Here is a 25,764-nt window from a genome sequence, read left to right as displayed (position 1 = left end):
TCTTGTCAGCAATTAGAGAATTTTAGTTCGGAGAGAAACATGAAAAATAGAATGAAAAAACAAGCGGGCTTTACACTGTTAGAAGTCATGGTTGTGGTGGTTATCTTAGGCGTACTCGCAAGTTTTGTTGTTCCGAACTTGTTAGGTAACAAAGAGAAAGCCGACCAACAGAAAGCCGTGACCGATATTATCGCGTTAGAAAATGCGTTAGATATGTATAAGCTAGATAACAGCGTTTACCCAACAACAGACCAAGGCTTAGAAGCGTTGGTCACCAAACCAAGCAGCCCAGAGCCACGTAATTACCGTGACAATGGTTACATCAAGCGTCTTCCAAATGACCCATGGGGCAATGAGTACCAATACCTTAGCCCTGGTGATAATGGCAATATTGATATCTTTACCCTTGGTGCTGATGGTCAAGAAGGCGGCGAAGATATCTCAGCCGACATTGGCAACTGGAACATTCAGGACTTTCAATAAGAGATAGCGTGGGTAGCGATTTCGCTGCCCATTTTACTCTTATGAGCCCCGATCAATATCAAGTGATACGGCGGTTATATAACATAGTATGACGATCAAACGAGCCACAGGCTTTACCCTCATTGAGATTATGCTGGTATTGGTACTACTTTCCGTTAGTGCCGTAGCGGTGATCGCGACGCTGCCTGATAATAGTGATGATCTTAGTAAAAAACAGGCTCAACGCTTTTATCAGCGCTTCATGTTACTCAATGAAGAAGCGGTGCTAAGCGGTAAAGATTTTGGTATTCGAGTTGATGAGAGTAAGTCGACTTATGTTTACCTCACGCTGACGGCTGATGGTTGGCAAGAGCTTGAGATGGACCGAATTCCAGCGGTGACAGAGTTAGATGAAAGTATCGCACTTCAGCTAACCTTGGGCGGTGGCGCGTGGGGAAGTGATGACCGACTTTTTGAGCCGAGCAACTTATTTGATGAGAACATGTTCGGCGGAGATACACAATCTGACAATCTCTTCGCTGATGAAAAGAAGAAAAAACCTCAAAAACCACCACAACTCTTTTTACTCTCAAGTGGTGAACTGACTCCGTTTGTTTTAGCGATTTATCCCAACGTTGGAGATGCTGCTCAAGATGGTTGGCGTATTTCCGTGAAAGAGACGGGAGCGGTGCATCTACTCACCCCTGGAGAGAGCGATGAAGAATAACCGAACTCGTGGGATGACGTTGTTAGAAGTGCTGGTGGCACTCGCGATTTTTGCGACCGCAGCCATAAGCGTGATTCGATCGGTGACTCAGCATATTAATACTGTCAGCTATCTAGAAGAGAAGATGTTCGCAGGAATGGTGGTTGATAACCAGATGGCGAAAGTACTGCTGAGCACTGATAAGTTAAAAGCTCAGAAAGGCGAAGCTGAAATGGCAGGTAGAACTTGGTATTGGAAAGTAACGCCGGTTAACACCAGTGGCGACTTACTCAAGGCGTTTGATGTGAGTGCTTCATTAGAGAAAGGCGGAAGCCCATTATCGACGGTGAGAAGTTATGTGGTTAAATAAACGATCCTCAAACCGCTCAACCGCGAGTTCATCCATCAAATCTGCAGGCTTTACCCTGATTGAAGTTTTGGTGTCGATAGCCATTTTCTCTACCTTAAGTCTTGCGGCTTATCAGGTGGTGAATCAAATACAGCGCAGTAATGAAGTCTCTTTAGAGCGCAGCACTCGAATTAATGAACTTCAACGTTCACTGGTCATGATGGACAGTGATTTTCGTCAAATGGCGTTGAGGCAGTTCCGTACTGATGGCGAAGAGCCGACATCTGCCCTTCTTCAGTGGCAAGAGTATCTGTTGGACTCTGACGCGAAAGGGGTCATGTTTGCTCGTTTAGGTTGGCATAACCCACAACAGCAATTTCCTCGTGGGGAAGTGACTAAAGTCGGCTATCGATTAAAAGAATCCACCCTTGAGCGTGTCTGGTGGCGTTATCCCGATACACCAGCAGGGCAAGCTGGCGTGGTGACACCGCTGCTGACTCAAGTGGAAAGTTTAGATTTACGTTTTTACGATGGAAAAAGCTGGCAGAAACAGTGGCAGAGTAAACTCTCTCTACCCAAAGCCGTTTCTGTGGTGCTAACTCTTGAAGATTTTGGCGAAATTGAGCGGATTTACCTCACGTCGGGCGGAAGCATTAAGCTTCAAGATAATGCTAATTCTCAGGATTCGAGCAGCAGTTCTCAAGTGAGTGGTGGCAACAATGGTTAATACCTCTCGTGTGAAGCTGAAAGCGCTCAATCAACCAAGACACCGACAAACGGGTGTCGCGTTGATCGTGGTTTTGATGTTACTAGCCATCATGGCTTCCATCGCAGCCAGCATGTCTGAGCGTCTGTTTGTGCAATTTCAGCGTGCCGGAAATCAGGTGAATTACCAGCAAGCCTATTGGTACAGTTTAGGGGTTGAATCGTTAGCAAAAGTGGCGATTGAACAGAGCTACAAAGACAGTGATACCGTGAATCTTAACCAAGGTTGGGCGTTAGAAGAACAAGTGTATCCACTTGATTATGGACAAGTATCTGGGCGAATTCTTGATCGCCAAGCCTGTTTTAATCTGAATGCATTAGCTCAAGTAAAAGCGAATCTTTCATCTACGGATCGTCCATATTTGGTTAAAGTATTGCAACGGTTGTTAGAGGAATCTGATGTTGAAAATTATTCAGCAGAGGTCATCTCGGATTCGGTGTGGGAATTTGTCGACAGCGATACCAATGTGACCTCCTCTTCTGGTGTAGAAGACAGTACTTATGAAGCGTTGAAACCCTCGTATCTCTCGCCGAATAGTTTAATGGCAGATAGCAGTGAATTGCGAGCGGTGTACCAAGTTAAAGGTGACGTGGTTCAGAAAGTTGATAATCTCGTATGCGCCCTACCAACCGACAATTGGCGTTTAAATGTGAATACACTCGCGCCGGAGCAAGCCACGCTTTTAGTCGCAATGTTTGATCCTGAACTCAGTGAGTCGAATGCTAAAGACTTGATCGAAAGCCGTCCTTTTGATGGTTGGGCAAGTGTGGATGAATTTATGGCAGAGGCCGATATTGCCGCTGTTAATGAGAAAACAAAGAAGCAGGCAAAATCTTACTTAAGTGTAGATAGTGCTTATTTTGAATTGGATGCACAAATTTTAGTGGATGATTCGCGGGTGCGGATCCGAAGCCTTTTGTACAGCGATAATCGGAAAACTGTGACGGTAGTACGCCGTCGTTTTGGAGGGATCAGTGAGCGAGTTTCTGACCGTTCGGCTGAGTAGCGAACATAATGTACCGATCCAATGGCTTGTTTGGTCTACAAACCAAAGTGAAGTGATTGCGAGTGGCCAGTTAGACAGTTATTTACAATTAGAAGAGCTGGTGCCTTATGCACAGCAGAGAACCACGATCGTCTTACTGTCGAGCAGCGATGTGGTTATGACGACGGTTGATATTCCGGCAGGCGCAGCGCGTCAGTTTGAAAGTATGTTGCCTTATTTGGTGGAAGATGAGATCGCTCAAGATGCCGATGAGCTGCATTTTAGTGTCTTAGAGAAATCAAGTCAGAAAGCGTCAGTTTGTGGGGTTGATCAGAATTGGCTCAGCCAAATATTAGGTCAATTCAAACAGCTTGGTATAGAGATCAAAAAAGTCTTACCGGATGGATTAGCACTGCCAGTCGTAGACAATGGTATGAGTGCGGTGCAGGTTGGTCAGCAGTGGTTGATGCGCAAAAATGCTTATCAAGCGGTGGCGGTTGATCAAGATTGGCTTCCACTGTTCTGCCAGTCAGATTGGTTTTTAGGCTCGGAAGCGGATACTGAAGGTGCTGCTGAGCAAAGTATACAGTGCTACAGCGAACTGCCCGACGAATCCGTGTTAGTTAGCTCAACCTGTAAGTGGGAACAGCAGCCAGCAACGCTTGTGATGCAGATCCTCGCGCAAGAGGCGATAGCCAGCTCTATCAACTTATTAACGGGGCACTTTAAACCCAAGTCATCATTACTGAAATACTGGAAAACGTGGCAAAAAGTCGCGATTGCTAGCACCTTTTTGATCGCCGTTTTAGCTACGCAGCAAGTGTTACTCGTTAATCAGTATGAAGCTCAGGTGAAAGCTTATCGCGCCGAAAGTGAACGCATTTTCCGTAGCGTGTTCCCTGATAAAAGAAAGATCCCAACGGTGAGTTACCTAAAGCGTCAAATGACGACTGAGCAGCAACGCTTGTCTGGTTCTGGCCAAGCGGATTCTATGCTTACATGGATAAACCTACTGCCTAAAACGTTGGGGACCATCTCTAGTATTGAGTTGCAAAGCTTAAAATATGATGGCAATCGTGGCGAAGTTCGCCTCCAAGCAAGCGGTGTCGATTTCCAAAATTTTGAACAAGCACGAGTTAAGTTGTCTGAACAATTTAATGTTGAACAAGGCCAACTGAATCGCACCGGTGATTCGGTGATGGGCAGTTTCGTCTTAAAGCGTAAGTGAGGGAGAAAACAGTGAAGAATTTACTTTCCTTACTACAAACGTGGTGGACTAGTATTAGCCAGCGTGAGCAGCGATTAGTGATTGGTTGCTCAGTGTTACTTACAATTGGCGTGATTTACTGGGGGCTGTTGCAACCATTGAATGTACGAGCGGAACAGGCTCAACTTCGTATCACCAGTGAGAAACAGCTGCTTAGTTGGGTAGAAAATAAAGCGGATGAAATCGTTGCGTTACGCAGTGCTGGCGGCATTAAAGTCTCTAATCAGCCACTTAACCAGATTATTTCTTCCTCGACTCGAGGTTATAAAATTGAATTAATTCGGGTTCAACCTCGTAATGAAATGCTACAGGTTTGGATTAAACCTGTGCCTTTCAATCAGTTCCTCTCTTGGATCGCTTATCTAAAAGATCAGAAAGGGGTTGAGGTTGAATTTATGGATATTGACCGCTCAGAAAAATCGGGTGTGATTGATGTGAATAGACTCCAATTTAAGCGAGGCAATTGAAGTGAAACGCGGGATTCTTTATAGCGTCATATTTGTATTGGTATTCTCAGTCAGTTTGTTGGCTCATCTACCCATCTCTTTTGTACTGCAACACATGCCGAGCGTTCGAGGGCTTAAAATCGAAGGCGCTCAAGGTACGGTTTGGCAGGGTCGAGCGGATCAAGTGAGTTGGCAGAAGCGAAATTATGGTGCTGCAAACTGGGATTTTCAGTTAAGCCAACTATTCCAAGCGAAAGCTGAATTTGCCGTCCGCTTTGGACGTGGCAGTGATATTGGGCTGCATGGTAAAGGCATGGTTGGGTATGGTTTGTCGGGCCCTTATGCGGAGAGTGTTGTGGCGTCAATGCCAGCAGAGCAAGCATTAGCCTTATCTCCTATGCCAATTCCCGTTCCTGTGACTCTGAATGGTCAATTGGAGCTAACCATTAAGCAGATGACTTACGCGAGCCCTTGGTGCCAAGCGGGTGAAGGTTCACTGGCGTGGAGTAGTAGCAGTGTTGAATCGCCAATTGGAAGCCTTGATTTAGGGCCAGTGATTGCCGACTTTACTTGTGCGGATAGTAAGATCAGTGCGAAGGGTGGACAGCAGAGTTCCAATGTTAGCAGTGAATTTACCGGTGAGTTAACCCCTAACCGTCGTTATAGCAGCCAAGCGTGGTTTAAACCTGGCTCCGAATTCCCAGCGGCTATGAAGTCACAATTAAAATGGTTAGGTAATCCTGATGGACAAGGTAAGTATCAGTTTAACTACCAAGGCCGTTTTTAAGCCGATGTTTCTCAGAATCTGGTTAGGTTAGCTGTAACTGGCTAGGTCTAGCAGAGACGGATTACGTTTCGCTGAAACTGAGCTGTGTATTGCTTCTGCACTTAATAAAAATCCCTCGCACTTGTCGAGGGATTTTTGTTTGCATGAATGCCTGTGAGTATGGGGTGATTAATCTTTCACTTGCAGAATATTGTCCCAAGGTAGGGCTTCATCACCGATAACAATAAAGTTAGGGTTCTCCAATGTATCTCTTTCGTTGTATGAGAGTGGATCCAGTAGGGTACTTAATATTCGGCCACCGGCCTCTTCAACGATGCATTGAGTCGCGGCGGTATCCCACTCTCCAGTCGGTCCTAAACGAAGGTAACAGTCCACTGCTCCTTCTGCGACTAAGCACGCTTTGAGTGCCGCAGAGCCGAGAGGAACAAGATCATAATTCCACTGAGCGCTCATGCGATTGGTGATGCAATTGATGTCTTGGCGACGGCTGATCGCAATGGCAATAGATTGCTGACTGCCTTCATGTTTGTGAGTTTTAATCTTAACGCTCTCAGCCATGTCAGGGATTTTCCATGCCCCTTTCCCTTGATAGGCATAATAGGTGACACCAGAAACTGGCGCATATACTACACCCATCACCGGTTTGTTATTTTCGACAAGAGCGATGATGGTTGCGAAGTCACCACTACGAGCAATAAATTCTTGGGTGCCATCAAGAGGGTCAACCAACCAGTATCGATTCCATTGAGAGCGCTGTTCGAAGCTGATATCGGTATCTTCTTCAGAAAGAACCGGAATGTCTGGCGTGAGCTCGGTCAGTCGCTCCATGATCAATTTATGCGCGGCAAGATCGGCACTCGTTACTGGAGTTTCATCACTTTTAGTAAACGCTTCATACTGTTTGGATTCGTAGATATCTAGAATCAACTGTCCAGCAGAACGAGCGACTTCAATGACTGATGGAATAAGATGAGACAAATCTTTTGTAATGGGCATAAACGTTCCTATTTATTCTCCGAGTGTCGGTAAAGCTCGCAATGTGAGTAGTAGCGCAGTAATGCTTCTGGCTTCGCAAAAATCTAAATGAGTCAGTAACTCTTCGGCTTGTGCCAGTGGCCAACGTACTATTTCCAGTGGCTCTGGTTCATCCCCTTCCAGTGTTTGTGGGTAAAGGCCTTGAGCGATGAACAGCGTCATTTTACTGGAAAAATAAGAGGGGGCGAGAATGACCTCTTTTAACGGTGTTAGTTTGTGACTACCAAAACCTATCTCTTCTTTTAATTCACGATCTGCAGCTTGCAACGCGGTTTCACCTGCATCAATGAGCCCTTTTGGAAAGCCTAGCTCATAACGTTCCGTTCCGGCGGCATATTCACGCACTAATAAAATATCACCGCGTTCTGTAATAGGAACCATCATGACTGCGTGGCGACCACTCGGTTTCATGCGTTCATAGGTTCGTTCAACCCCATTAGAGAAACGCAGATCCATTGATTCGATAGAGAATAGTTTTGATTGAGCGACGATCTGTTGAGCCAGAATCTCAGGCCCTTTCTTTTTGCTCATGTTCGCTCACTCCTTAGCGTTGGTCACTTTCAATGATGAGAGTCTCTAATATATGGGAAAAAGTAATGATTTGGAAAGGGTGAGTTTTTAAGTAATCGATTTATTTATCGATATATATCAGTAATGAGGGCTCTATTCGTAAAGTGTCACAACAGAATCGTTTTACTGCCGGAACTGGGGCGTCACCTATTTTGAGAAGGGCATTCATTCATCGGTGATTTTCAGGTAAAGAAAAGGCTGACACTTTCATGTCAGCCTCTCAATATTTGGGTTGGAACTACTTTTTTCTAAGTAAACGCTTTCTTCTTAGTAAGCACTCTCTTCTTAGTAGTAAGAGTGTTCGCCGCGATCGTGCTCTGTTGCATCACGAACCGCAGTTAGTTCACCTTCGAACTGTTGAAGCAGCTCTTTCTCGATGCCTTCTTTTAAAGTGACATCAACCATAGAACAACCGTTACAACCGCCACCAAAGGCAACAATTGCTGCGCCATCTTCAGTGATCTCAACAAGGCTTACGTGACCGCCGTGGCCTGCCAGTTGTGGGTTAACTTGAGTTTGGATGGCGTATTCTACACGTTCCATCAGTGATGCATCGTCAGCCACTTTGCGCATTTTCGCATTTGGCGCTTTTAGCGTTAACTGAGAACCCATCTTATCAGTGACAAAGTCAATCTCTGCTTCATCTAGGAAAGGTAAGCTCAGCTCATCAACATACGCTGAAAAGTGTTCAAAAGGTAGCTGTGTATCCGTGGATTCAATCGCTTCTTGTGGGCAGTAAGATACGCCACACTCTGCGTTTTGAGTTCCAGGGTTAACCACGAATACGCGAATATTCGTGCCTTCAGGCTGCTGACCTAATAGGTTAGCAAAATGAGATTGAGCAGTTTCTGTAATTGTAATATTTGACACGACGAATACCTGAGTAAAATTGTAGGTTATTAGCACCATTCTACTCCTGTCAGAATATGAATTCAGCCCTTTTTTATTCTAATTCACCTCTTGTTATAACCAAATGAATCGCAAGAGTTTTAGCTGGCTGGTTCAGGAGTACGGCATACACAGTAAATATCAATTCTTTCGACGCCCACTTCAAGTAGTAATTTACATAAATGTCGTACTGTACATCCTGTGGTAACGACATCATCAACAATCGCGACGTGAGAAGCCTTTGGTATCCGTGATAATTGGAACGCTTGATGAAGGTTCACTTGCCTCTGCTCTTTAGATAACCCCTGTTGTGCGGGGGTAGACCGAGTGCGAATAAAAGCTTGTTTAAGGTGGATTGAGTTTGGGGATTGTTTTGCCAGATAGTGAGCGAGCAGTTCACTCTGATTGAAACCTCTTCTTATGTATCGTTGCCAATGTAAGGGGACGCCAGTGATGATGGGAGCGGGTTGATCAATGTTATTAGCGAGTAGTCGAGCCAAGTTTTTAGCGAACCAGTATTTCTTTTGATACTTAAATTGATGAACGTAGCCAGAGGTCGGGAAAGTGTAATCATTGACACAATATAAGCGGTGCCATAACGGTGGGTTTGATAAGCAGTTACCGCATTGATCTACCGTCGTTAAGGTGGGGATCCCACAACGTAGGCAGCGGGGTTGAGATAGAAAGTATTGATAGCAGTGCTGGCACCACATGTCCGTTACCAAGCGATTCTCTATATTGAGCCCGCACAAATGGCACTGGCTTAATCGGTTGAGGAGTGTGGTTTTTTCTCGCCAATGAGATAACATGAATTTCACTTAATAGATGGACAACAGAGATACGTTAGCGTGATAGCAACGTCGCTCAGTATGGAATTAGTGGGAGAATTTGAGAGCATGAGCACACCTTTATATTGGCATGTCACTGGGCGAGGCAATGATCTGGTTTTAGTTCATGGCTGGGGTATGAATGGCGCGGTTTGGCAGCAGACGGTTGATGCGTTGTCTCCTCATTTTCGTGTCCATGTTGTCGATTTACCCGGCTATGGACACAGTGCGGAATGCCACGCTGAAAATCTTGAGCAAATTGCCCAGCAGCTTCTTGAACAAGCGCCAAAGCAAGCTATTTGGGTTGGTTGGTCTTTAGGTGGATTAGTCGCCACGCACATGGCGCTGCATCATGCGGATTATGTCAGTAAGCTCGTGACGGTTGCCAGTTCTCCTAAATTCTCCGCCGAAAAACCATGGCGCGGAATACAGCCTAACGTGTTGAGCGCCTTTACGGATCAACTGGTGGATGATTTTCAAACGACGATTGAGCGTTTTATGGCGTTGCAAGCGATGGGGAGTCCTTCTGCGAGACACGATCTTAAGCAGCTAAAACAAGCGGTATTGTCGAGGCCGATGCCCAACCCAAAATCGTTACTCGCAGGGTTAACCATGCTCGCGGATGTGGATTTGCGCCATCAACTGCCTGATCTCTCGATGCCGTTACTGCGTTTGTATGGGCGTTTAGATGGGTTGGTGCCAATTAAGGTCGCAAAGGATTTGGATAAAAGCTTACCGGAAAGTGAGCAGTTTATTTTCACTCAATCGTCGCACGCGCCTTTCATGACCGAGCCTGAGGCATTTTGTCATCAGTTGATTCGTTTTGACGAGCAAGTATAAGTGTAAATAAATTGCTAAATAAATGAACAAACTGGTCGATATATAACCTAACCAAACAGAGCGCTAGGTTTGAACTGACCTGTAGTGAGTTGATGAAAACGAGCGATTGCTTTGAATGGGGCTGTTTGGAGACAAGCAGAGAGTAACTTCGGGCGATGCTGAGGAGGTTTCGACGATGATTGTGTCACCCACGACAGTAAGTGTGCCACTGATCGCCCCATCGGTAAATGTACAAACGGAGCAGGTTGCGCGCGACAATAAAGTGCGAGAACCCGTAATGCCGACCGTAGCGTTAGCAAAAGCCAATGCGGAGCGTAAGGTTAAAGCAGACGATAAACGTCGAAGGCAATCTTCTTGGGATCCATCAGAGCACCCTGGGTATTCGATGGAAACAGAGTCAGAGACTGCTGCTGTTAATCATGAAGAGTTGAAGGACCCAATAGATAGGTTATTCGATTTGATTGCTTTACAGACCTATAGCAAAGATCAAGGCAAGAGTTACACCATACGATTTCGGCTGCCTAAGCACATTTTAGATGCAGCGATTAAAGAGGGGCAAATGGAGCGACGGCGAAAGGTGATTAAATATCATTATGGTCATGCTGTTGTACCCAATACACCTTCAGAAGTAATAGCGATACTATGAACATGATGTTAATGATCAGAGCCATCGAATAAAGGCCAATACGCAAGTATTGGCCTTTTTATTGGTTCATCGTACTAACTGGTTCATCGCGCTAATTGGTTCATCGCGCTATTTGTTCATCGGATTATTAGCCCATGACCGATTAGTTCATGAAAGATTAGCTCATGGCAGATTAGCGACTACTTTTTGGCTTTAGCAAATGCCGCCGCGAAAGCGCCACCCATTGCTGCATTTTGAGGAGCAGAACGCTGATCTCGGTTTTGTTGTTGTCGACCTGACTGTTGACGCTCTTGCTGTTGGCGTGCCGGTTTCGATGCTTGGTTTTGTCCTGAAGAGCGTTGGCTGCGATTATCTTGTCCTGGCTCATCGTTAAGGCGCATGGTCAGAGCGATACGTTTACGCTGGGCATCAACTTCCATGACTTTTACTTTCACGATATCACCCGCTTTCACCACTTCTCGTGGATCGGCAACGTAGCGATCGGTTAGTGCGGAAATATGCACTAAGCCATCTTGGTGAACGCCGATATCAACGAAGGCACCAAAGTTAGCCACGTTTGATACAACGCCTTCCAACACCATACCAATCTCAAGATCGGAAACCGTGTTTACCCCTTCTGCAAATGTCGCGGTTTTGAACTCTGGACGTGGATCTCGTCCTGGTTTATCAAGCTCTTTGATGATGTCGGTGATCGTAGGGACACCAAAGTTATCGTCAGTGTAATCAATCGCATGCAAACCGCGTAGGAACTGGCTATCGCCAATCAAGCCTTTCACATCTTTGCTGTTTTTTGCTGCGATGGTTTTCACTAATGGGTACGCTTCTGGGTGAACAGAAGAGGCATCTAGAGGGTTTTTACCATCCATGATTCGTAAGAAACCCGCACACTGTTCAAAAGCTTTTGGCCCAAGACGCGCGACTTTCTTCAATGCAGTACGAGCTTCAAATCGTCCATTTTCATCGCGGTAATCGACAATGTTCTGTGCAATCGTATTTGAGAGGCCAGCAACCCGCGTCAGTAGAGCGGCAGAAGCGGTATTCACATCAACACCAACCGCATTCACACAATCTTCAACAATCGCGTCTAGACGTTTTGCTAGCATGCTCTGGCTTACATCGTGCTGGTATTGGCCCACCCCGATAGATTTTGGATCAATCTTCACTAACTCTGCGAGAGGATCTTGCAAACGGCGAGCAATCGACACCGCGCCACGGATCGATACATCCATGTCTGGGAACTCTTTCGCCGCTAACTCGGAAGCCGAATAAACCGATGCTCCAGCTTCGCTCACAATGATTTTTTGTACTTTTAGGTTGCCGCGTTTAATGACATCAGCAACGAAAGAATCTGTTTCACGTGAAGCCGTACCATTACCAATCGCAATCAGATCAACGTTGTATTTTCGTACCATCTGCTCAACGACATGAGCGGATTTGTCGTACTGCTTTTGTGGTGGGTGAGGGTAGATGGTTTCTGTCGCGAGGACTTTACCTGTCGGGTCAACAATCGCAATCTTAGAGCCAGTACGTAAACCCGGATCAAGCCCCAGCGTTGCACGAGGCCCAGCCGGTGCCGCCATGAGTAGATCTTTTAGGTTGGTGGCAAACACTTCAATGGCTTCCACTTCCGCACGCTCTTTCATGCTGCCCATCAGCTCAGTTTCCATGTGCATTGATACTTTAATGCGCCACGCCCAGCTGATCACTTGTTTACGCCAAGCATCGGCGGGTGCATTGCTCAGTGAAATGCCGTAATGGTCGGAAATAATAGTTTCGCAGTAAGAGCTACGAATGCTTTCATCTTGCGCGGGATCGGCATTCATAGAAAGTTGTAAGAAGCCTTCGTTGCGGCCACGTAGCATCGCAAGCGCACGGTGTGAGGGTGCTTTGCTGATCGCCTCATTATGTTCGAAATAGTCTTTAAATTTTTCGCCTGCTTGCTCTTTGCCTGCGACCACTCGCGCAGAAAGCTCAGCGTTACGGGTTAGATAAGTTCGGACTTTTTCGAGTAAGTTCGCATCTTCGGCAATGCGTTCCATGATAATGACTCTTGCCCCGTCTAGTGCTGCTTTGGTATCCGCAATGCCTTTGTCGCTGCTGATGTATTTATCCGCTTCAGACTCAGGGTTGGTCTGTGGTTCATTCCATAACTTGTCCGCGAGAGGCTCAAGTCCTGCTTCGATAGCGATTTGACCCTTGGTTCGACGCTTTTGTTTGTATGGAAGGTATAAATCTTCGAGGCGAGTTTTACTGTCTGCATCATTGATCTCTTTTTGCAGTTCAGGTGTCATCTTGCCTTGGTCTTGAATCGCCTTGATGATGCTTTGACGGCGATCATTAAGCTCTCTGAGATAAGATAAGCGAGTGTCTAAATTACGTAGTTGAGTATCATCGAGTCCACCCGTCACCTCTTTACGGTACCGGGCAATGAAAGGGACGGTGTTTCCGTCATCGATTAAGGTAACCGCTGCGATCACTTGCTCAGAGCGTACATTCAGCTCTTGAGCAATTTGTTGGCAAATAACTTGGCTCATCCGTGGGGTCTCATCTCTATTTTCAGGCTAAACTTTCTTAGCTCTAGCCGTCGGTATGAATAATTTTATGCTAATAACATGGGGGCGAAGTTAGCTGTTTCCAATCTCACCCGATGAAGTTGTCAATTCTAAATAGATATTGAATTTTTATTACGCTGTTAAGTTAATATTTTGTCAAAACCTCAACTTCAATCAGAACTTATGAGCATATGAGGGCTCGAATGTGGATAATTAGTAATCATGAACGATATGGGAATATAGAATGCTGAAGATACCATCAATACTGACATCATTGGTCGATGAGATACGAACCGTTGCTACTCGGTCTTTTTCGCTTATTGTTACGCCAGCGAAAACAGTATTGGCTGCCCGTTTATCGCTTATGTCGCTTATATCGTTCATGTTACTGCTCATTTTGATGTCGTGGAGCGTCGGTTTACAAGCAAATGAACTCTCTTCTGCGACCACTCAATATCCGGTGTATGAAGTCGATAATAAAATTGTTTTAGGGCGAGTTGAGCGTGTCTATTATTCAGATATTGATGCCTTAAGTGGTATCCCTTTTGTCGGGAAAATTGATACCGGTGCCGATACCACTTCCATGCATGCCGACAATATTCAAGTCTTCAGCGACGCTCCTGAACTGCAAGGTTTACCGAAGCTAGAATTATTGAAAGCGCTAGAAAAAGCGTTTGATAAAACACCGAACAGGGTAAGTGCGAGCGTCTCTTTTACTCTTCGACACCCTTACACTGGAAAAGAGGTTAAGGTGCAACGTCCTCTTGAAAATATAGGTGTTATCCGCAGCCGAACCAGTGAAACTCCCCTTTATAGGCCCGTCATTCGCCTACCATTGACCATTGCAGGAAAGACGGTGAACACCAAGGTGAACTTGACCGATCGAGGTAACTTTTCAGCCTCTATTTTGATAGGAAAAAGCTTTCTTGAGCATAACGCTTGGGTATTAGCAGGCTATGATTACTTACAACAGCAGCCGAACTCGAAAATTGTGGGGAAAAAAGAGCAGTTAGAGTTAGCGGGCTTACCGATTGAGACGCGGTTCCTTGGGATCAACAAATATTCCAATATGCATGCTGAAAACATCCATGTCGATCCACAAGCACAACGTGTCACTTTCGAGATGGTCAGTGTTGAGGGGATAAAAAAAATGTTGTCATTACCCTTGGTGCGAATGTTGAATGTGAATGGTCACGAACGCCCATTGGTTAACTTACCCGTCATGCTTGGTGATGAGGTTCACTATATGCAGGCGTATTTAAAAGACAGAGGTGAGTCATCTTCCATATTGAGTGTGGGGCAGGATACGTTGAATCAATACTTTATGATTGATACCGATGAAGAGGATTTCCTTGCGACTCAATTGAAAGCTGAACCATCGACAAAAAACGGCAAAGTGAACGCTTCCCAATACACTTATCAGCAGAGAATTGATCAACATAAGCCTTTAGTTGTCTCTACCTTTGAACACGTTGTGATTGATGGTTACAAACTTCAAGCTGAGCCCTCTTTTACAGTAAAAACGCCAATGCTTAAAGTCGAAAGCTATGAGATGACAACGGGGGCAAGCCGCACGGTTAGCTACTACTTGAAAGATAGTGCAGGCAATAAACAGAAAATAACCAAACCAGTGATCAAAAGAATCAAAGTGGGCAATTCAGTAAGACCGATTATTGAGGGGGATTTTGAATTAGGTGGGCGACATAAAACGCTTCAATTTGCTTTAGAAACGCTCGACCAAGATAAAGAAAATGACGCTTACTTTGTGATTGGTAAGAAAATGGTAAAAGATGGTGTGCTTATCAATACGCGCTCCGATCACTTATTGGAAGACTATCCACTGTTTCGAGCAGGACACATTGAAAAGGCGACCGTGGAAGGGATGACCTTTCCGGTTAAATTGGATACAGGTGCCGATGTAAGTTCAATGCATGCTCTCAATATTAAACAATTCAAGCAAGATGGAAAACCGATGGTGAGCTTCACCTATCAAAATGAGCAGGGACAAAAACAAGATTTCACTCGACCTATGGTGGATGTGATGCGAATCAAAGCGAAGAAAGGTGAGAAACCAACCATCAGGCCTGTTGTTGAGATGAACGTGCAACTGGGGAATGTAAATAAAACCATTCGGGTCAATCTTCAAGATCGCTCTCGATTCCGCTACAGCATGATCTTAGGTAAGAACTTACTGAAGTACGGAGCGCTGGTGGGGAGTGATGAGGACTACTTACTGAATCAATGACAGTCGAGACTGATTGACAATGATGACTCATTTTCGGTACTACTAGATAAAACTTTACTCGTATAGAGATGCGACATTGAAAACCAAACTGATTACTCGGGAAGGCTACAACAAACTGAAGCAAGAGCACGATTACTTATGGCATGAGAGACGTCCAGAAGTGACCAAAATTGTTACTTGGGCAGCAAGCTTAGGCGATCGCTCTGAAAATGCGGATTACACTTTTAATAAGCGTTTATTAAGACAAATTGATCGCCGGGTTCGGTTTTTACGTAAGTTTTTACCGGATGTCACGATTGTTGATTATTCACCTCAGCAAGATGGAAAAGTCTTTTTTGGTGCATGGGTTGAGATCGAAAATGAAGCTGGTGAAGTGAAAAAGTTTCGTATTGTTGGCCCTGAAGAAATTTATGGAGATAGTAAAGGCTACATCTCGATAGATTCACCAATGGCGAGAGCACTGCTCAAAAAAGAAGTGGATGATGAATTTGTGGTGCGTACACCAGAAGGTGATAAAGAGTGGTTCATTAACTCAATCACTTACGAGAAGCCGCAAACATAGCCGAGCGCTTAGTTAATAATATCGTTAAGCATTGAGTTTGGCCTGAACGAACGGTGGGGCTACAGATAATGCTTGATGTGACATACTTGTCGAAATACTGACCAAGTTAGATGAGTTGATGCGTTACTATGTCGGCAAAGGCAACAAACGTTAACAATTATTTAGGCGACTTTTTCCCTGAGTCTGTTACATTTTTCACTGCCTTATCTCTTGAGGTGGACGCTTTTAATAGGTGGAATCAGTAGATGCAAGAAAATCATAAAATATTAGTGGTCGATGATGACGCGCGTTTGCGTGCATTACTAGAACGTTACTTGTCTGAGCAAGGCTTCCAAGTACGTAGTGTCGCTAACAGTGAGCAGATGGACCGCCTGTTAACTCGTGAAAATTTCCACCTTATGGTGCTGGATCTCATGTTACCTGGGGAAGATGGCTTATCGATTTGTCGCCGTCTTCGCAGTGCCAATAACATGCTACCTATCTTAATGTTAACGGCAAAAGGCGATGAGGTTGATCGCATTGTTGGGCTGGAAGTGGGTGCCGATGATTATTTGCCAAAACCCTTCAACCCACGTGAACTGCTTGCTCGAATTAAAGCGGTGTTGCGACGCCAAGTAGTAGAAGCTCCGGGCGCGCCAAGCTCAGAAGAGTTGATGGTTGAATTTGGTGAATTTCGCTTAAACCTTGGTACCCGCGAAATGTTCCGTAATGAAGAGCCGATGCCGCTAACGTCGGGTGAATTTGCGGTACTTAAATCTCTAGTGACCAATGCGCGTGAACCGATGTCGCGCGATAAGTTGATGAACATGGCTCGTGGCCGAGAGTATTCTGCAATGGAACGCTCTATCGATGTTCAGATCTCACGTTTACGCCGAATGTTAGAAGAAGATCCAAGCAAACCACGCTATATTCAGACCGTGTGGGGTTTGGGGTATGTGTTTGTGCCAGATGGAAAAGAGGCATAACCCAATTCGATAAACCCTTGGCATGTTCCGAGGGTTTTTTATTTTCAGGTTAGACTTTCTCCTCACCTCCCACTCCCTGTTTCTCACTCGCCAAAGGTTTTCTAGATGCGTATTCGTAGCTCCCTTACTCAATCTATATTGCTGTTCATCACTCTGTTGGTGGCAAGCCAAGCTTATTCGTATTACGCCGTGTTCTATTACGCTCTGATGCCGAGCATGCAGCAGTTTAATAAAATTTTGGCCCATGAATTACGCTTGGTGCTAGACGAGCAAGATGAACTCGACTTAAAAACACCTTTAAGAAGACAGTTGCTTGAAGAGCTTGGTGTCACCATTCATGGCAAAGGCACCCCTTCGACGGAAGAGTTTGAGCATGCTGTGACCATCGATTTAATGAGTGAAGAGATGAGTGAAGAACTTGGCTCCACCACCAATGTTAGATTGATTCTCGGTGAAGATAGCTACGTTTTATGGATGGATATCGATGCGTTGCCAAACTCGTTAATTCGGATCCCATTATCGGAGTTACAAGAGGAAGACTTTGCGCCTTTGTTTAACAATAGTTTGTTAATGGCACTGTTAATCATCGCTGGAGGTTGGCTATTCATCCGCCTGCAAAATCGACCATTAGTCGCCCTCGAAAAAGCGGCCAAAGTGGTTGGGAGCGGAGAAATTCCATCCCCCTTACCAGCAAAAGGTCCGTCAGAAATTCGTTCGGTGACGCGAGCATTTAACCAGATGTCCAAAGGTATTCAGCAGTTAGAAGAGGACCGCGCGTTACTAATGGCGGGCATTAGCCATGATTTACGAACGCCTCTGACTCGTATACGTCTTGCGACTGAAATGATGTCACCAGAAGATAGCTACTTAGCGGAAGGGATCATCAGTGATACCGAAGAGTGTAATCAGATCATCAGCCAGTTTATGGATTATTTGAAGCCTGTGAATGTGGAGTCGTTTGAAAGTGTGGATTTGAACGATATTGCCAGCGATGTTGCCAGTGCTGAAGGGGGGTATGAGGTTGAAATTGAAACACATATTGACCACACCTTAAAACTGGCGCGAGGCAATCCCATTGCGATGAAGCGGGCGGTGAGTAATTTGGTGGTAAATGCACTGCGTTACGGTAATGGTTGGGTACGAGTGAGTACTGGAATGACGGCTGATAGCAAATTGATTTGGGTGTGCGTTGAAGACAACGGCCCCGGAATTGAATCGAATCAGATTGATAAACTATTCGAACCTTTTACTCGTGGCGATACCGCAAGAGGGAGTGAGGGAACTGGATTAGGTTTAGCCATCGTCAAACGGATTGTGAGCCAGCATCATGGTTCGGTTGTGATGAATAATCGCAGTGACGGTGGGCTCAAAGCTCAAATTAATTTTCCTGTTCGTGGTTAGATCATCGAATTTATGACTGTCTCTTAAAAATAAAAATGAGTTTGACGCGATATGGCATCAAACTCATTTCTAGCTTCTAGCTTCTAGCTTCTAGCTTCTAGCTTCTTCTGCTTCGATCTCTTCATCTTCTAATTTTTCAGGAAGTAAAAGGTTAAGCAAAATCGCAGTTACCCCGCCAGCGGCCACACCTGAAGAGAAGATGTTTTTGATGAACTCCGGCATAAACTGCAAGATCTCAGGTTTTTGTGCGATGCCCAATCCCATTGAAAATGAGAGTGCCATGATGAGAATGGCACGGCGATCAAGATCTACACGTGAAATGATTCGTACCCCCGCAGCGGCAATCGTACCAAACATAACAATCGTCGCTCCGCCAAGAACAGGCTCAGGGATCAACTGTACAAAACTTGCAACGCCCGGGAACAAACCAAGCAGTATTAGCATGCCTGCAATAAAGTAGCCCACGTAACGGCTTGCAACACCTGTCAGTAAAATGATGCCGTTATTTTGGCTAAAAGTAGAGTTCGGGAAAGTATTAAATACCGCCGCAATCGCCGAATTTAGGCCATCCGCGAGAACACCACCTTTGATGCGCTTCATGTAAACAGGGCCTTTTACTGGCTCTCCGGATACTTCTGAAGTAGCTGTAATGTCGCCAATCGCTTCCAGTGCCGTGATGAGGAAAATAAGAACCAGTGGGATGAAGAGAGACCAGTCAAAACTTAGTCCAAACTGCATCGGAACCGGTAGCGCAATAAGTTCTGTTTCTGCCAGTGTTGAAGTGTCAATCATGCCCATGAAGTAGGCCATCATGTAACCGACAAACATGGCAATCACAATGGAGGCAACACGAATATAAGAGTTACTTGAACGGTTTAATATGACGATTAAGCCAAGAACCGTCCCTGCCAACGCAAGCTTATCTAAGCTACCAAAACTGCCATCGGCTAATGCTGAGTAGCCTCCACCGATAGAAACCAAACCCACTTGAATCAAGGTTAGGCCGATAAGTGTTACGACGATGCCAGATACGAGTGGAGTGATAATACGGCGCGCATGTTCAAGTACGCGAGAAAGTAGAATTTCACTAAATGATGCTACAAGGATGGTGCCTAAAATGGCCGCCATGACGGTATCAATGCTTGCGCCTCCGGCTTTTAACGACAAACCTGCCGCAATAATAGGGCCGATAAAATTGAAACTTGTACCCTGAACGGAAAGTAAGCCTGAGCCGATTGGGCCAAAGGTTTTAATTTGGATAAAGGATGAAATACCAGAAGCGAACAGTGACATGCTGATAATGGTATTCGTCTGCTCAGGTGTGACACCAAGAGCTTGGCAGATAATCAAAGAGGGCGTGATGACGGCGACAAACATGGCGAGCAAGTGTTGTGTGGCCGCAAAAAGTGTTTGTAAAAGCGGCGGGCGATCATTGAGTTGATAGATCAGTTCCGACTTGCGTGCTGCGTTCGGGGTTTTCATGTGTTTATCCTAATTGTGACTAAGTTGCTTAGAGTTCGCTGAATGGGAACGCTAAGTTGAGTCGGTCTTCATCTGTGATTGCTGTTAATCAGAATCGACTCAGGTTGGGTTGAGTAGTGCTCTTACTCGAAATTTGTGCGCGATTATAAATAAACGAAAATAAAAAGCAAACGGTTGCGTGCTTGTTGTGGCGAGAAATTGATCTGAAATAAACAAACCGAACGGGGTTGCGCCCATTCGGTATATTTGAGGAAAGTTCAGCTTAGAAAGGAGAGCCTAAGAAGGATCTCGTAGGAAAAGGGCTCTTAGCAAGGAGCTCTTAGTAAAGAGCTTTTAACAAGAGGCTCTGAACAAGAAGCTCCTAACAATAATAGCTATGCCTTAGCGTAGACGTCGCGATCACCTAGCCAGCGATCGATAATTGCGAGGGCATTATCAGGATAACTATCGTGAATGTAGCGCGCCATGCGCTGAACTTCTGGAATTAAGCGTTGATCTCTCACTAAGTCTGCAATTTTGAAATCGGCCATTCCGGTTTGCTTGGTGCCAAGCAGTTCACCGGGTCCACGGATCTCTAAATCACGCTGTGCAATTACAAATCCATCATTACTTTCGCGGAGCACCCCTAAGCGCTTTTGTGCGGTTTTTGATAATGGTGCGTGATACAAGAGTACACAATGACTCGCGACTGAACCTCGCCCTACACGGCCTCTTAGCTGGTGGAGTTGCGCTAAACCGAGCCTTTCTGGATTTTCGATGATCATTAAACTTGAATTAGGCACATCCACACCGACTTCAATAACCGTCGTCGCGACTAATAGATGCAGCTCGTTATCCTTGAACTGCTTCATGACCGCTTGTTTTTCTGCCGATTTCATTCGACCGTGCACCAGACCAATTTTTACATCGGGCAAAATGCGTTGCAGCTCTTCCGCCGTATCCGCTGCCGCTTGCGCTTCCAAAGCTTCTGACTCATCAATCAGTGTGCAGACCCAATAAGCTTGTTTTCCCTCATTAAGACAGGCATTTCGCACTCGTTCAATAATATCATCGCGTTTGGTATCGGGAATGGCGACGGTTTGGATCGGGGTTCTTCCCGGTGGCAGTTCATCAATTACTGAGGTTTCGAGGTCGGCATACGCCGTCATGGCCAGCGTCCTTGGAATGGGAGTTGCGGTCATGATTAATTGATGTGGATACGAGCCCTGTTTTGCTCCTTTTTCACGTAACTCTAGACGCTGGTGGACACCAAATCGATGTTGTTCATCAATGATCACAAGAGCGAGATTTTTAAACGCTACATGTTCCTGAAACAGTGCGTGAGTCCCCACTACCATTTGCGCTTCGCCGCTGGCAATGCGCGCCAGTTCAGTCTCTTTGGCTTTACCTTTGAGTTTGCCTGCAAGCCAACCTACTTGTACTCCCATGCTTTCAAACCATTGGCCAAAATTAATGGCATGTTGCTCTGCGAGTAGTTCTGTTGGGGCCATTAGTGCCACCTGATAACCATGCTCAATCGCTCTAACCGCTGCAAGTGCAGCAACCAATGTTTTTCCGGAACCAACATCGCCCTGAACCAAGCGCATCATAGGGTGAGACTTGACTAGGTCATCTTCAATCTCTTTCACCACGCGAGATTGGGCATTGGTTGGAGTAAACGGAAGTTGTTGCAGTAACTTCCGTTTGAGATTGGACACTTCCGCGAGTGGCAAAGCAACATCTTGTTGTCCTTTGCTTCGAACAGAGAGCATAGAAAGATTTTGTGCCAGCAACTCTTCAATAATAAGGCGTTGCTGAGCTGGGTGTCGCCCTTCATCAAACTCCTCAAGATTAATACTTGGTGGAGGACGATGAATGGTATGCAGCGCTTCCCCTAGCGTAATTTGGTGATCGTATAATCCTGACGGTAATAGTTCACTGACGGCTGCTTTATCGAGTAGCGCTAAGGCTTGATCGGTCAGGTTACGTAGTGTTATTTGCCTTAACCCATCGGTGGTGGGGTAGACGGGCGTTAGGTTTTGTTCAATATCCGGCTTTTGAGTTGGGACGTAAAATTTATAATCAGGATGAACAATTTCGAGTCCGATTCCCCCACGCTTGATCTCTCCATAAGCATGAACTTGTTTCCCTTCGGTAAAGTTGTTCTTCATGCCGGCGGTAAAATTGAAAAACTTCAGGCTCACCGTGCCATTGCCGTCACTGATTTTCACCGACAGCATTTTACGTTTGCCGAAGATGGTATCGACGCTCATGACTTTGCCTTGTACCGCCGCCCATAACCCAGCATGTAGCTTGGCCATGGGATAGATACGGGTGCGATCTTCGTAGCGAAGTGGCAGATGAAAGAGCAGATCTTGAACGTTATTGAGCCCGACTTTTGCTAGCTTTTCAGCGACTTTGGCACCCACTCCAGAGAGCGAAGTAAGGGAGATGGCTGAAAGGAGTTGGGACATAAATAGCGCTCTTACAGAAAGGAAAAATAGATAAACTATTCAAGCATTTTACTGTCTTTTTGTACAGGGAGAATTTGCAGTGATATGAGACAGTTATTGAATTGAGCTAATGATGACGGTGTGAAATATTGAGCGATGAGATACAAAAAATACCCTGTATTTGGCTTATTGAGAATAAGTAAAACACAGGGTATTCAATATCTAAATCGGCTTTGTTTGCGTTTCGTTTATGGGCGCAATATTGACGAGTCCCAAACGAGTACGCTAGCCGTTAGTTCTTCTTTCGGCGAACCTTGAGAACATGCGGCATGACACGAATACGTTTCATGATTTTCGCAAGATGTACGCGGTCTTTGGTGGTCAATAGCACCGTCACGGTGTACAGACGGCCATCGCGCTCTTCTGTTGAAAGACCATGAATGTTTGAACCCGTCTTAGAGATCACATTGGTTAACTCTGCCAATGCACCTTGATGGTTTTGAACATCAACTTGCAATTCAGCGGTAAACTCTTGATCGTATTCATCAGACCATTCAACCGCCATGTACTTGTCTGGCTCACGTTGATAACCGCGAACATTCGGACACGTTTCACGGTGAACCACTAAGCCTTTACCCGGTGATACATGTGCAATGATGTGATCATCAGGAATTGGGTGACAACATTTGGCGAAGTTGAGCAGTATGCCTTCAGCACCACGGATAGGCAGCTTTTTCCTCGGCTTGCCGTCTGTGCCTTCGACTTCTGTTAATTCATCTGCTGAGCCAAGTAAGCGACGAGCAATAACAATACTCATTAACTCACCCAGTCCAATAGCTGCCAGCAACTCATCCATGTCAGCCATTTTCAGCTCAGAAAGAACATGTTGAACGTTCTCTTCTGCGAGATCCGTAATGGAGCTCTCACCCAATGCGTGATTTAGCAGACGACGACCCAATGTGACGGAGTCTTCACGGCGCATGGTTTTCAGAACTTGACGGATCTTAGTTCGAGCGCGAGAAGTCACAACATAGTTGAGCCATGCAGCATTTGGACGAGCACCAGGCGCGCTGATGATCTCAATGGTTTGGCCATTTTTGAGCGCTTTGCTGAGTGGGTAAGGATTAAGATCGACTCTTGCTCCTACACACATATTGCCAACGTCAGTATGCACGGCATAAGCAAAATCGACAGCCGTTGCGCCTACTGGAAGTTCAACGATGCGACCTTTTGGCGAGAAAACGTAGATCTCATCTGGGAACAGATCAGATTTCACATTTTCAATAAATTCAAATGAGTTACCGGCGCTTTGTTGCAACTCTAATAAGCTTTGCATCCAGCGCTGAGCTTTCACCTGAGCGGTTGTGCCAGTGCGATCGCCATTGCCTTTATAAGACCAGTGTGCCGCGACACCTTTGTCTGCCATTTGATCCATATCTTCAGTACGGATTTGCACTTCCACAGGCACGCCGTGAGGGCCAACCATTGAAGTGTGCAGAGATTGGTAGCCATTGGCTTTTGGTACTGCAATGTAATCTTTCATGCGACCAGGACGTGGCTTGTACAGGCTGTGTACTTGACCAAGCGCACGATAACAAGTATCGGCACTGTCTACTACGACACGAAAAGCGTAGATATCCATGATGGTGTGAAAACGCTGCTCTTTGGTTTTCATCTTGTTATAGATGGAGAACAGGTTCTTTTCACGACCAAATACACGAACGTTAAGGCCAACATCTTCAAGACGGCCTTTGATTTCGGTATGGATACGCTCGATCATTTCGTTACGGTTGCCACGCGCGACCTTCACCACATTTTTTAAAACGCGGTAACGGTTAGGGTATAAAGCTTCGAAACCGAGCTCTTCAAGTTCAGTCTTAATATTATGAATACCAAGACGATGAGCAAGAGGAGAGTAGATCTCTAACGTTTCACGAGCAATGCGGCGTTTTTTATCGGGGCGTAATGCTCCCAAAGTGCGCATGTTGTGAGTGCGGTCGGCAAGTTTGATCAAGATAACGCGAATGTCTTGCACCATGGCAAGAACCATCTTACGAAAGTTTTCGGCTTGCGCTTCTTTGCGATCACGAAATTTAAGCTTATCCAGCTTAGATACACCATCCACAAGCTCAGCCACAGTAGTACCAAATTGAGCTTCGAGCTCCTCTTTGGTCACTTCAGTATCTTCAATAACATCGTGAAGAAGGGCTGCTTGCAAGCTCTCAATATCTAGGCGCATTTCCGCCAGAATACGAGAAACAGCAACAGGGTGGATAATATACGGTTCACCGCTTGAGCGGGTTTGCCCTTCATGGGCGTCTCTCGCTACCACATAAGATTGACGCAGAGCCTCAACTTGAGGCTCTGTTAGGTATTCTTGGGCAACGTCTTTGAGGCTATCAAATAGATACAAATTAAAGGCCCGGAAGGTTACTTGATTCGAATAATCGTATTAACGAGTGTGAGCGATGCTGCTAACTGCTGCTAGCTCTGCCGCTTCTTGCTCTTGTTGCTCTTGACGTTCACGAGCATCTAATACGTCTTTAGTGATAAGGCCTTCTTCGATTTCGCGAAGTGCGATAACCGTTGGCTTATCATTTTCTTCAGGCACTAGTGAATCTTTACCGCCAGTCTGCATCTGACGTGCGCGACGTGCAGAGATAAGAACTAGGTCGAAACGATTACCAACTTTTTCAACAGCGTCTTGTACAGTTACGCGTGCCATAAGAGAACTCCAAATAGTTTATTAAATTTATTTTTAATGACGAGAAAGTATACAAGCTAAAAAGATTACTTTCTAGCTTGCTGTTTACTTATTCTCTAAGGAAAGCACTGTTCTCATAAGAAAACGGGTTAGTTGAGAGTGATTACTCCGCTAACAGTGCGGTCAGCATACCAGTATACTTGGCAGACTGTTTATCTTGTTTCAAACGTTCAGCACGAATAATTGCTCTGAAATCCATCAATGCAGCATCAAAGTCATCATTAATGATCACATAATCATATTCGCTGTAATGAGAGATTTCTGATTTCGCTTCACTCATGCGTTTTGCAATAACTTCTTCGCTATCTTGGCCGCGCGTATTTAAGCGACGCTCTAGCTCACCATTTGATGGTGGCAGAATAAAGACGCTTTTTGCCTGAGGCATCTGTTTGCGGATCTGACGTGCACCTTGCCAATCAATATCAAGGAAAACATCAATACCTTTGTTTAGGTTATCTTCAATCCAAACTCGTGATGTGCCGTAGTAGTTGCCAAATACTTCAGCATACTCAAGGAACTCTTCTTTCTTGATGAGATCTTCAAAATGGTGTTTTTCTACGAAATGGTAATGCATACCATCTTCTTCACCTGGGCGCATGCCACGAGTGGTATGAGATACAGATACCTTCATTGCGTAGGTTGGGTTGGTTTCCAGCATAGCTGAGATTAAGCTCGATTTTCCTGCGCCGCTTGGTGCAGACACGATGTAAAGAGTACCTTTGCCCATCTGTATTATTCCACTGTTGTTTTGGATTGTATGCCAGCTAAAAATTGCCGACATAGTAAA

General features: G+C 45.4%; 24 protein-coding genes. 14 read left to right on the top strand and 10 right to left on the bottom strand.

The window, feature by feature from the left end; all coding sequences use genetic code 11:
- Positions 1-39 precede the first annotated feature (39 nt).
- From gspG to F0249_RS13330, 8 genes are all read left to right on the top strand, one after another.
- Positions 40-483 carry a type II secretion system major pseudopilin GspG gene (gspG, locus tag F0249_RS13365; RefSeq protein WP_017052065.1) on the top strand — a complete coding sequence of 148 codons (444 nt, stop codon included), beginning with the start codon at positions 40-42 and terminating at the stop codon, positions 481-483.
- A gap of 88 nt (positions 484-571) precedes the next feature.
- Positions 572-1,189: a type II secretion system minor pseudopilin GspH gene (gene gspH / locus F0249_RS13360; protein WP_017052064.1), complete on the top strand. Its 618-nt coding sequence runs from the start codon at positions 572-574 to the stop codon at positions 1,187-1,189.
- The gene (gspI, locus tag F0249_RS13355; RefSeq protein ID WP_017052063.1) at positions 1,179-1,538 is read left to right on the top strand and encodes a type II secretion system minor pseudopilin GspI; all 360 of its coding nucleotides are present in this window, start codon (positions 1,179-1,181) and stop codon (positions 1,536-1,538) included. Before gspH ends, gspI begins: the two co-directional genes overlap by 11 nt.
- Positions 1,525-2,244 carry a type II secretion system minor pseudopilin GspJ gene (gspJ, locus tag F0249_RS13350; protein ID WP_171756977.1) on the top strand — a complete coding sequence of 240 codons (720 nt, stop codon included), beginning with the start codon at positions 1,525-1,527 and terminating at the stop codon, positions 2,242-2,244. The genes gspI and gspJ overlap by 14 nt, the downstream gene beginning before the upstream one ends.
- A complete protein-coding gene (gspK, locus tag F0249_RS13345) occupies positions 2,237-3,289 on the top strand; it encodes a type II secretion system minor pseudopilin GspK (protein ID WP_171756976.1) in 1,053 nt (350 codons plus the stop codon). Before gspJ ends, gspK begins: the two co-directional genes overlap by 8 nt.
- The gene (gene gspL, locus F0249_RS13340) at positions 3,258-4,496 is read left to right on the top strand and encodes a type II secretion system protein GspL (protein ID WP_171756975.1); all 1,239 of its coding nucleotides are present in this window, start codon (positions 3,258-3,260) and stop codon (positions 4,494-4,496) included. Before gspK ends, gspL begins: the two co-directional genes overlap by 32 nt.
- Positions 4,497-4,507: 11 nt before the next feature.
- Positions 4,508-5,002 carry a type II secretion system protein M gene (locus F0249_RS13335; protein WP_017052059.1) on the top strand — a complete coding sequence of 165 codons (495 nt, stop codon included), beginning with the start codon at positions 4,508-4,510 and terminating at the stop codon, positions 5,000-5,002.
- A 1-nt stretch (position 5,003) separates the two neighbouring features.
- Positions 5,004-5,768 (top strand): type II secretion system protein N, encoded by a 765-nt coding sequence (locus tag F0249_RS13330; RefSeq protein WP_171756974.1) that lies wholly within the window; start codon positions 5,004-5,006, stop codon positions 5,766-5,768.
- Positions 5,769-5,936: 168 nt separating this feature from the next.
- Here F0249_RS13330 and cysQ read toward each other — a convergent pair whose 3' ends face one another.
- The 4 genes from cysQ to F0249_RS13310 all read right to left on the bottom strand — a co-directional run bounded on the left by cysQ (position 5,937) and on the right by F0249_RS13310 (position 9,070).
- Positions 5,937-6,764 carry a 3'(2'),5'-bisphosphate nucleotidase CysQ gene (gene cysQ, locus F0249_RS13325; RefSeq protein WP_017052057.1) on the bottom strand — a complete coding sequence of 276 codons (828 nt, stop codon included), beginning with the start codon at positions 6,762-6,764 and terminating at the stop codon, positions 5,937-5,939.
- 12 nt (positions 6,765-6,776) lie between these two features.
- Positions 6,777-7,334: an ADP compounds hydrolase NudE gene (gene nudE / locus F0249_RS13320; protein ID WP_113796192.1), complete on the bottom strand. Its 558-nt coding sequence runs from the start codon at positions 7,332-7,334 to the stop codon at positions 6,777-6,779.
- A gap of 324 nt (positions 7,335-7,658) precedes the next feature.
- On the bottom strand, positions 7,659-8,243 hold the full coding sequence (gene nfuA, locus F0249_RS13315; RefSeq protein ID WP_029203303.1) for a Fe-S biogenesis protein NfuA: 585 nt from the start codon (positions 8,241-8,243) through the stop codon (positions 7,659-7,661).
- Positions 8,244-8,362: 119 nt separating this feature from the next.
- Positions 8,363-9,070, bottom strand: a complete 708-nt coding sequence (locus F0249_RS13310) for a ComF family protein (protein ID WP_084654766.1) — start codon at positions 9,068-9,070, stop codon at positions 8,363-8,365.
- 87 nt (positions 9,071-9,157) lie between these two features.
- Between F0249_RS13310 and bioH the strand changes: the two genes are divergently transcribed.
- Entirely contained in the window at positions 9,158-9,928 is a 771-nt protein-coding gene (gene bioH, locus F0249_RS13305) for a pimeloyl-ACP methyl ester esterase BioH (protein ID WP_171756973.1), read from the top strand.
- 175 nt (positions 9,929-10,103) lie between these two features.
- Positions 10,104-10,574 carry a hypothetical protein gene (locus F0249_RS13300; RefSeq protein ID WP_029203301.1) on the top strand — a complete coding sequence of 157 codons (471 nt, stop codon included), beginning with the start codon at positions 10,104-10,106 and terminating at the stop codon, positions 10,572-10,574.
- A 179-nt stretch (positions 10,575-10,753) separates the two neighbouring features.
- Here F0249_RS13300 and F0249_RS13295 read toward each other — a convergent pair whose 3' ends face one another.
- Positions 10,754-13,108, bottom strand: coding sequence for a Tex family protein (locus F0249_RS13295; RefSeq protein WP_171756972.1), 2,355 nt, complete (start codon positions 13,106-13,108; stop codon positions 10,754-10,756).
- Between the two features lie 400 nt (positions 13,109-13,508).
- Between F0249_RS13295 and F0249_RS13290 the strand changes: the two genes are divergently transcribed.
- The 4 genes from F0249_RS13290 to envZ all read left to right on the top strand — a co-directional run bounded on the left by F0249_RS13290 (position 13,509) and on the right by envZ (position 18,299).
- Positions 13,509-15,371: a RimK/LysX family protein gene (locus tag F0249_RS13290; protein ID WP_171757008.1), complete on the top strand. Its 1,863-nt coding sequence runs from the start codon at positions 13,509-13,511 to the stop codon at positions 15,369-15,371.
- A 76-nt stretch (positions 15,372-15,447) separates the two neighbouring features.
- Positions 15,448-15,933, top strand: coding sequence for a transcription elongation factor GreB (gene greB, locus F0249_RS13285; RefSeq protein ID WP_171756971.1), 486 nt, complete (start codon positions 15,448-15,450; stop codon positions 15,931-15,933).
- Positions 15,934-16,178: 245 nt separating this feature from the next.
- Entirely contained in the window at positions 16,179-16,898 is a 720-nt protein-coding gene (gene ompR, locus F0249_RS13280; protein WP_017052048.1) for a two-component system response regulator OmpR, read from the top strand.
- Positions 16,899-17,003: 105 nt separating this feature from the next.
- Positions 17,004-18,299 (top strand): two-component system sensor histidine kinase EnvZ, encoded by a 1,296-nt coding sequence (gene envZ, locus F0249_RS13275; RefSeq protein ID WP_171756970.1) that lies wholly within the window; start codon positions 17,004-17,006, stop codon positions 18,297-18,299.
- 90 nt (positions 18,300-18,389) lie between these two features.
- Here the strand turns inward: envZ and F0249_RS13270 are convergent, their stop codons facing one another.
- From F0249_RS13270 to gmk, 5 genes are all read right to left on the bottom strand, one after another.
- Positions 18,390-19,781: a uracil-xanthine permease family protein gene (locus F0249_RS13270; protein ID WP_171756969.1), complete on the bottom strand. Its 1,392-nt coding sequence runs from the start codon at positions 19,779-19,781 to the stop codon at positions 18,390-18,392.
- 374 nt (positions 19,782-20,155) lie between these two features.
- Complete coding sequence (recG, locus tag F0249_RS13265) at positions 20,156-22,234, bottom strand: ATP-dependent DNA helicase RecG (protein ID WP_171756968.1); 2,079 nt, start codon at positions 22,232-22,234, stop codon at positions 20,156-20,158.
- Positions 22,235-22,505: 271 nt separating this feature from the next.
- A complete protein-coding gene (gene spoT / locus F0249_RS13260) occupies positions 22,506-24,626 on the bottom strand; it encodes a bifunctional GTP diphosphokinase/guanosine-3',5'-bis pyrophosphate 3'-pyrophosphohydrolase (protein ID WP_113796205.1) in 2,121 nt (706 codons plus the stop codon).
- Positions 24,627-24,665: 39 nt separating this feature from the next.
- On the bottom strand, positions 24,666-24,938 hold the full coding sequence (rpoZ, locus tag F0249_RS13255) for a DNA-directed RNA polymerase subunit omega (RefSeq protein ID WP_004735648.1): 273 nt from the start codon (positions 24,936-24,938) through the stop codon (positions 24,666-24,668).
- A gap of 142 nt (positions 24,939-25,080) precedes the next feature.
- Positions 25,081-25,704 (bottom strand): guanylate kinase, encoded by a 624-nt coding sequence (gmk, locus tag F0249_RS13250; RefSeq protein WP_113796207.1) that lies wholly within the window; start codon positions 25,702-25,704, stop codon positions 25,081-25,083.
- Between the last annotated feature and the right edge of the window lie 60 nt (positions 25,705-25,764).

It is taken from the genome of Vibrio sp. 03-59-1 (genome assembly GCF_013114135.1).
Taxonomy (GTDB): domain Bacteria; phylum Pseudomonadota; class Gammaproteobacteria; order Enterobacterales; family Vibrionaceae; genus Vibrio; species Vibrio cortegadensis.
The sequence above is the reverse complement of the archived record's forward strand: the minus strand, read 5'-3'. Positions and strand labels throughout refer to the sequence as shown.

Coding starts and splice junctions, on each gene's coding strand:
- recG (WP_171756968.1), bottom strand. CDS start 22,234: ATGTCCCAACTCCTTTCAGCCATCTCCCTTACTTCGCTCTCTGGAGTG.
- gspK (WP_171756976.1), top strand. CDS start 2,237: ATGGTTAATACCTCTCGTGTGAAGCTGAAAGCGCTCAATCAACCAAGA.
- bioH (WP_171756973.1), top strand. CDS start 9,158: ATGAGCACACCTTTATATTGGCATGTCACTGGGCGAGGCAATGATCTG.
- gspI (WP_017052063.1), top strand. CDS start 1,179: ATGAAGAATAACCGAACTCGTGGGATGACGTTGTTAGAAGTGCTGGTG.
- envZ (WP_171756970.1), top strand. CDS start 17,004: ATGCGTATTCGTAGCTCCCTTACTCAATCTATATTGCTGTTCATCACT.
- F0249_RS13270 (WP_171756969.1), bottom strand. CDS start 19,781: ATGAAAACCCCGAACGCAGCACGCAAGTCGGAACTGATCTATCAACTC.
- gmk (WP_113796207.1), bottom strand. CDS start 25,704: ATGGGCAAAGGTACTCTTTACATCGTGTCTGCACCAAGCGGCGCAGGA.
- gspG (WP_017052065.1), top strand. CDS start 40: ATGAAAAATAGAATGAAAAAACAAGCGGGCTTTACACTGTTAGAAGTC.
- nudE (WP_113796192.1), bottom strand. CDS start 7,334: ATGAGCAAAAAGAAAGGGCCTGAGATTCTGGCTCAACAGATCGTCGCT.
- rpoZ (WP_004735648.1), bottom strand. CDS start 24,938: ATGGCACGCGTAACTGTACAAGACGCTGTTGAAAAAGTTGGTAATCGT.
- F0249_RS13310 (WP_084654766.1), bottom strand. CDS start 9,070: ATGTTATCTCATTGGCGAGAAAAAACCACACTCCTCAACCGATTAAGC.
- gspH (WP_017052064.1), top strand. CDS start 572: ATGACGATCAAACGAGCCACAGGCTTTACCCTCATTGAGATTATGCTG.
- F0249_RS13300 (WP_029203301.1), top strand. CDS start 10,104: ATGATTGTGTCACCCACGACAGTAAGTGTGCCACTGATCGCCCCATCG.
- F0249_RS13295 (WP_171756972.1), bottom strand. CDS start 13,108: ATGAGCCAAGTTATTTGCCAACAAATTGCTCAAGAGCTGAATGTACGC.
- cysQ (WP_017052057.1), bottom strand. CDS start 6,764: ATGCCCATTACAAAAGATTTGTCTCATCTTATTCCATCAGTCATTGAA.
- F0249_RS13290 (WP_171757008.1), top strand. CDS start 13,509: ATGTTACTGCTCATTTTGATGTCGTGGAGCGTCGGTTTACAAGCAAAT.
- gspJ (WP_171756977.1), top strand. CDS start 1,525: ATGTGGTTAAATAAACGATCCTCAAACCGCTCAACCGCGAGTTCATCC.
- ompR (WP_017052048.1), top strand. CDS start 16,179: ATGCAAGAAAATCATAAAATATTAGTGGTCGATGATGACGCGCGTTTG.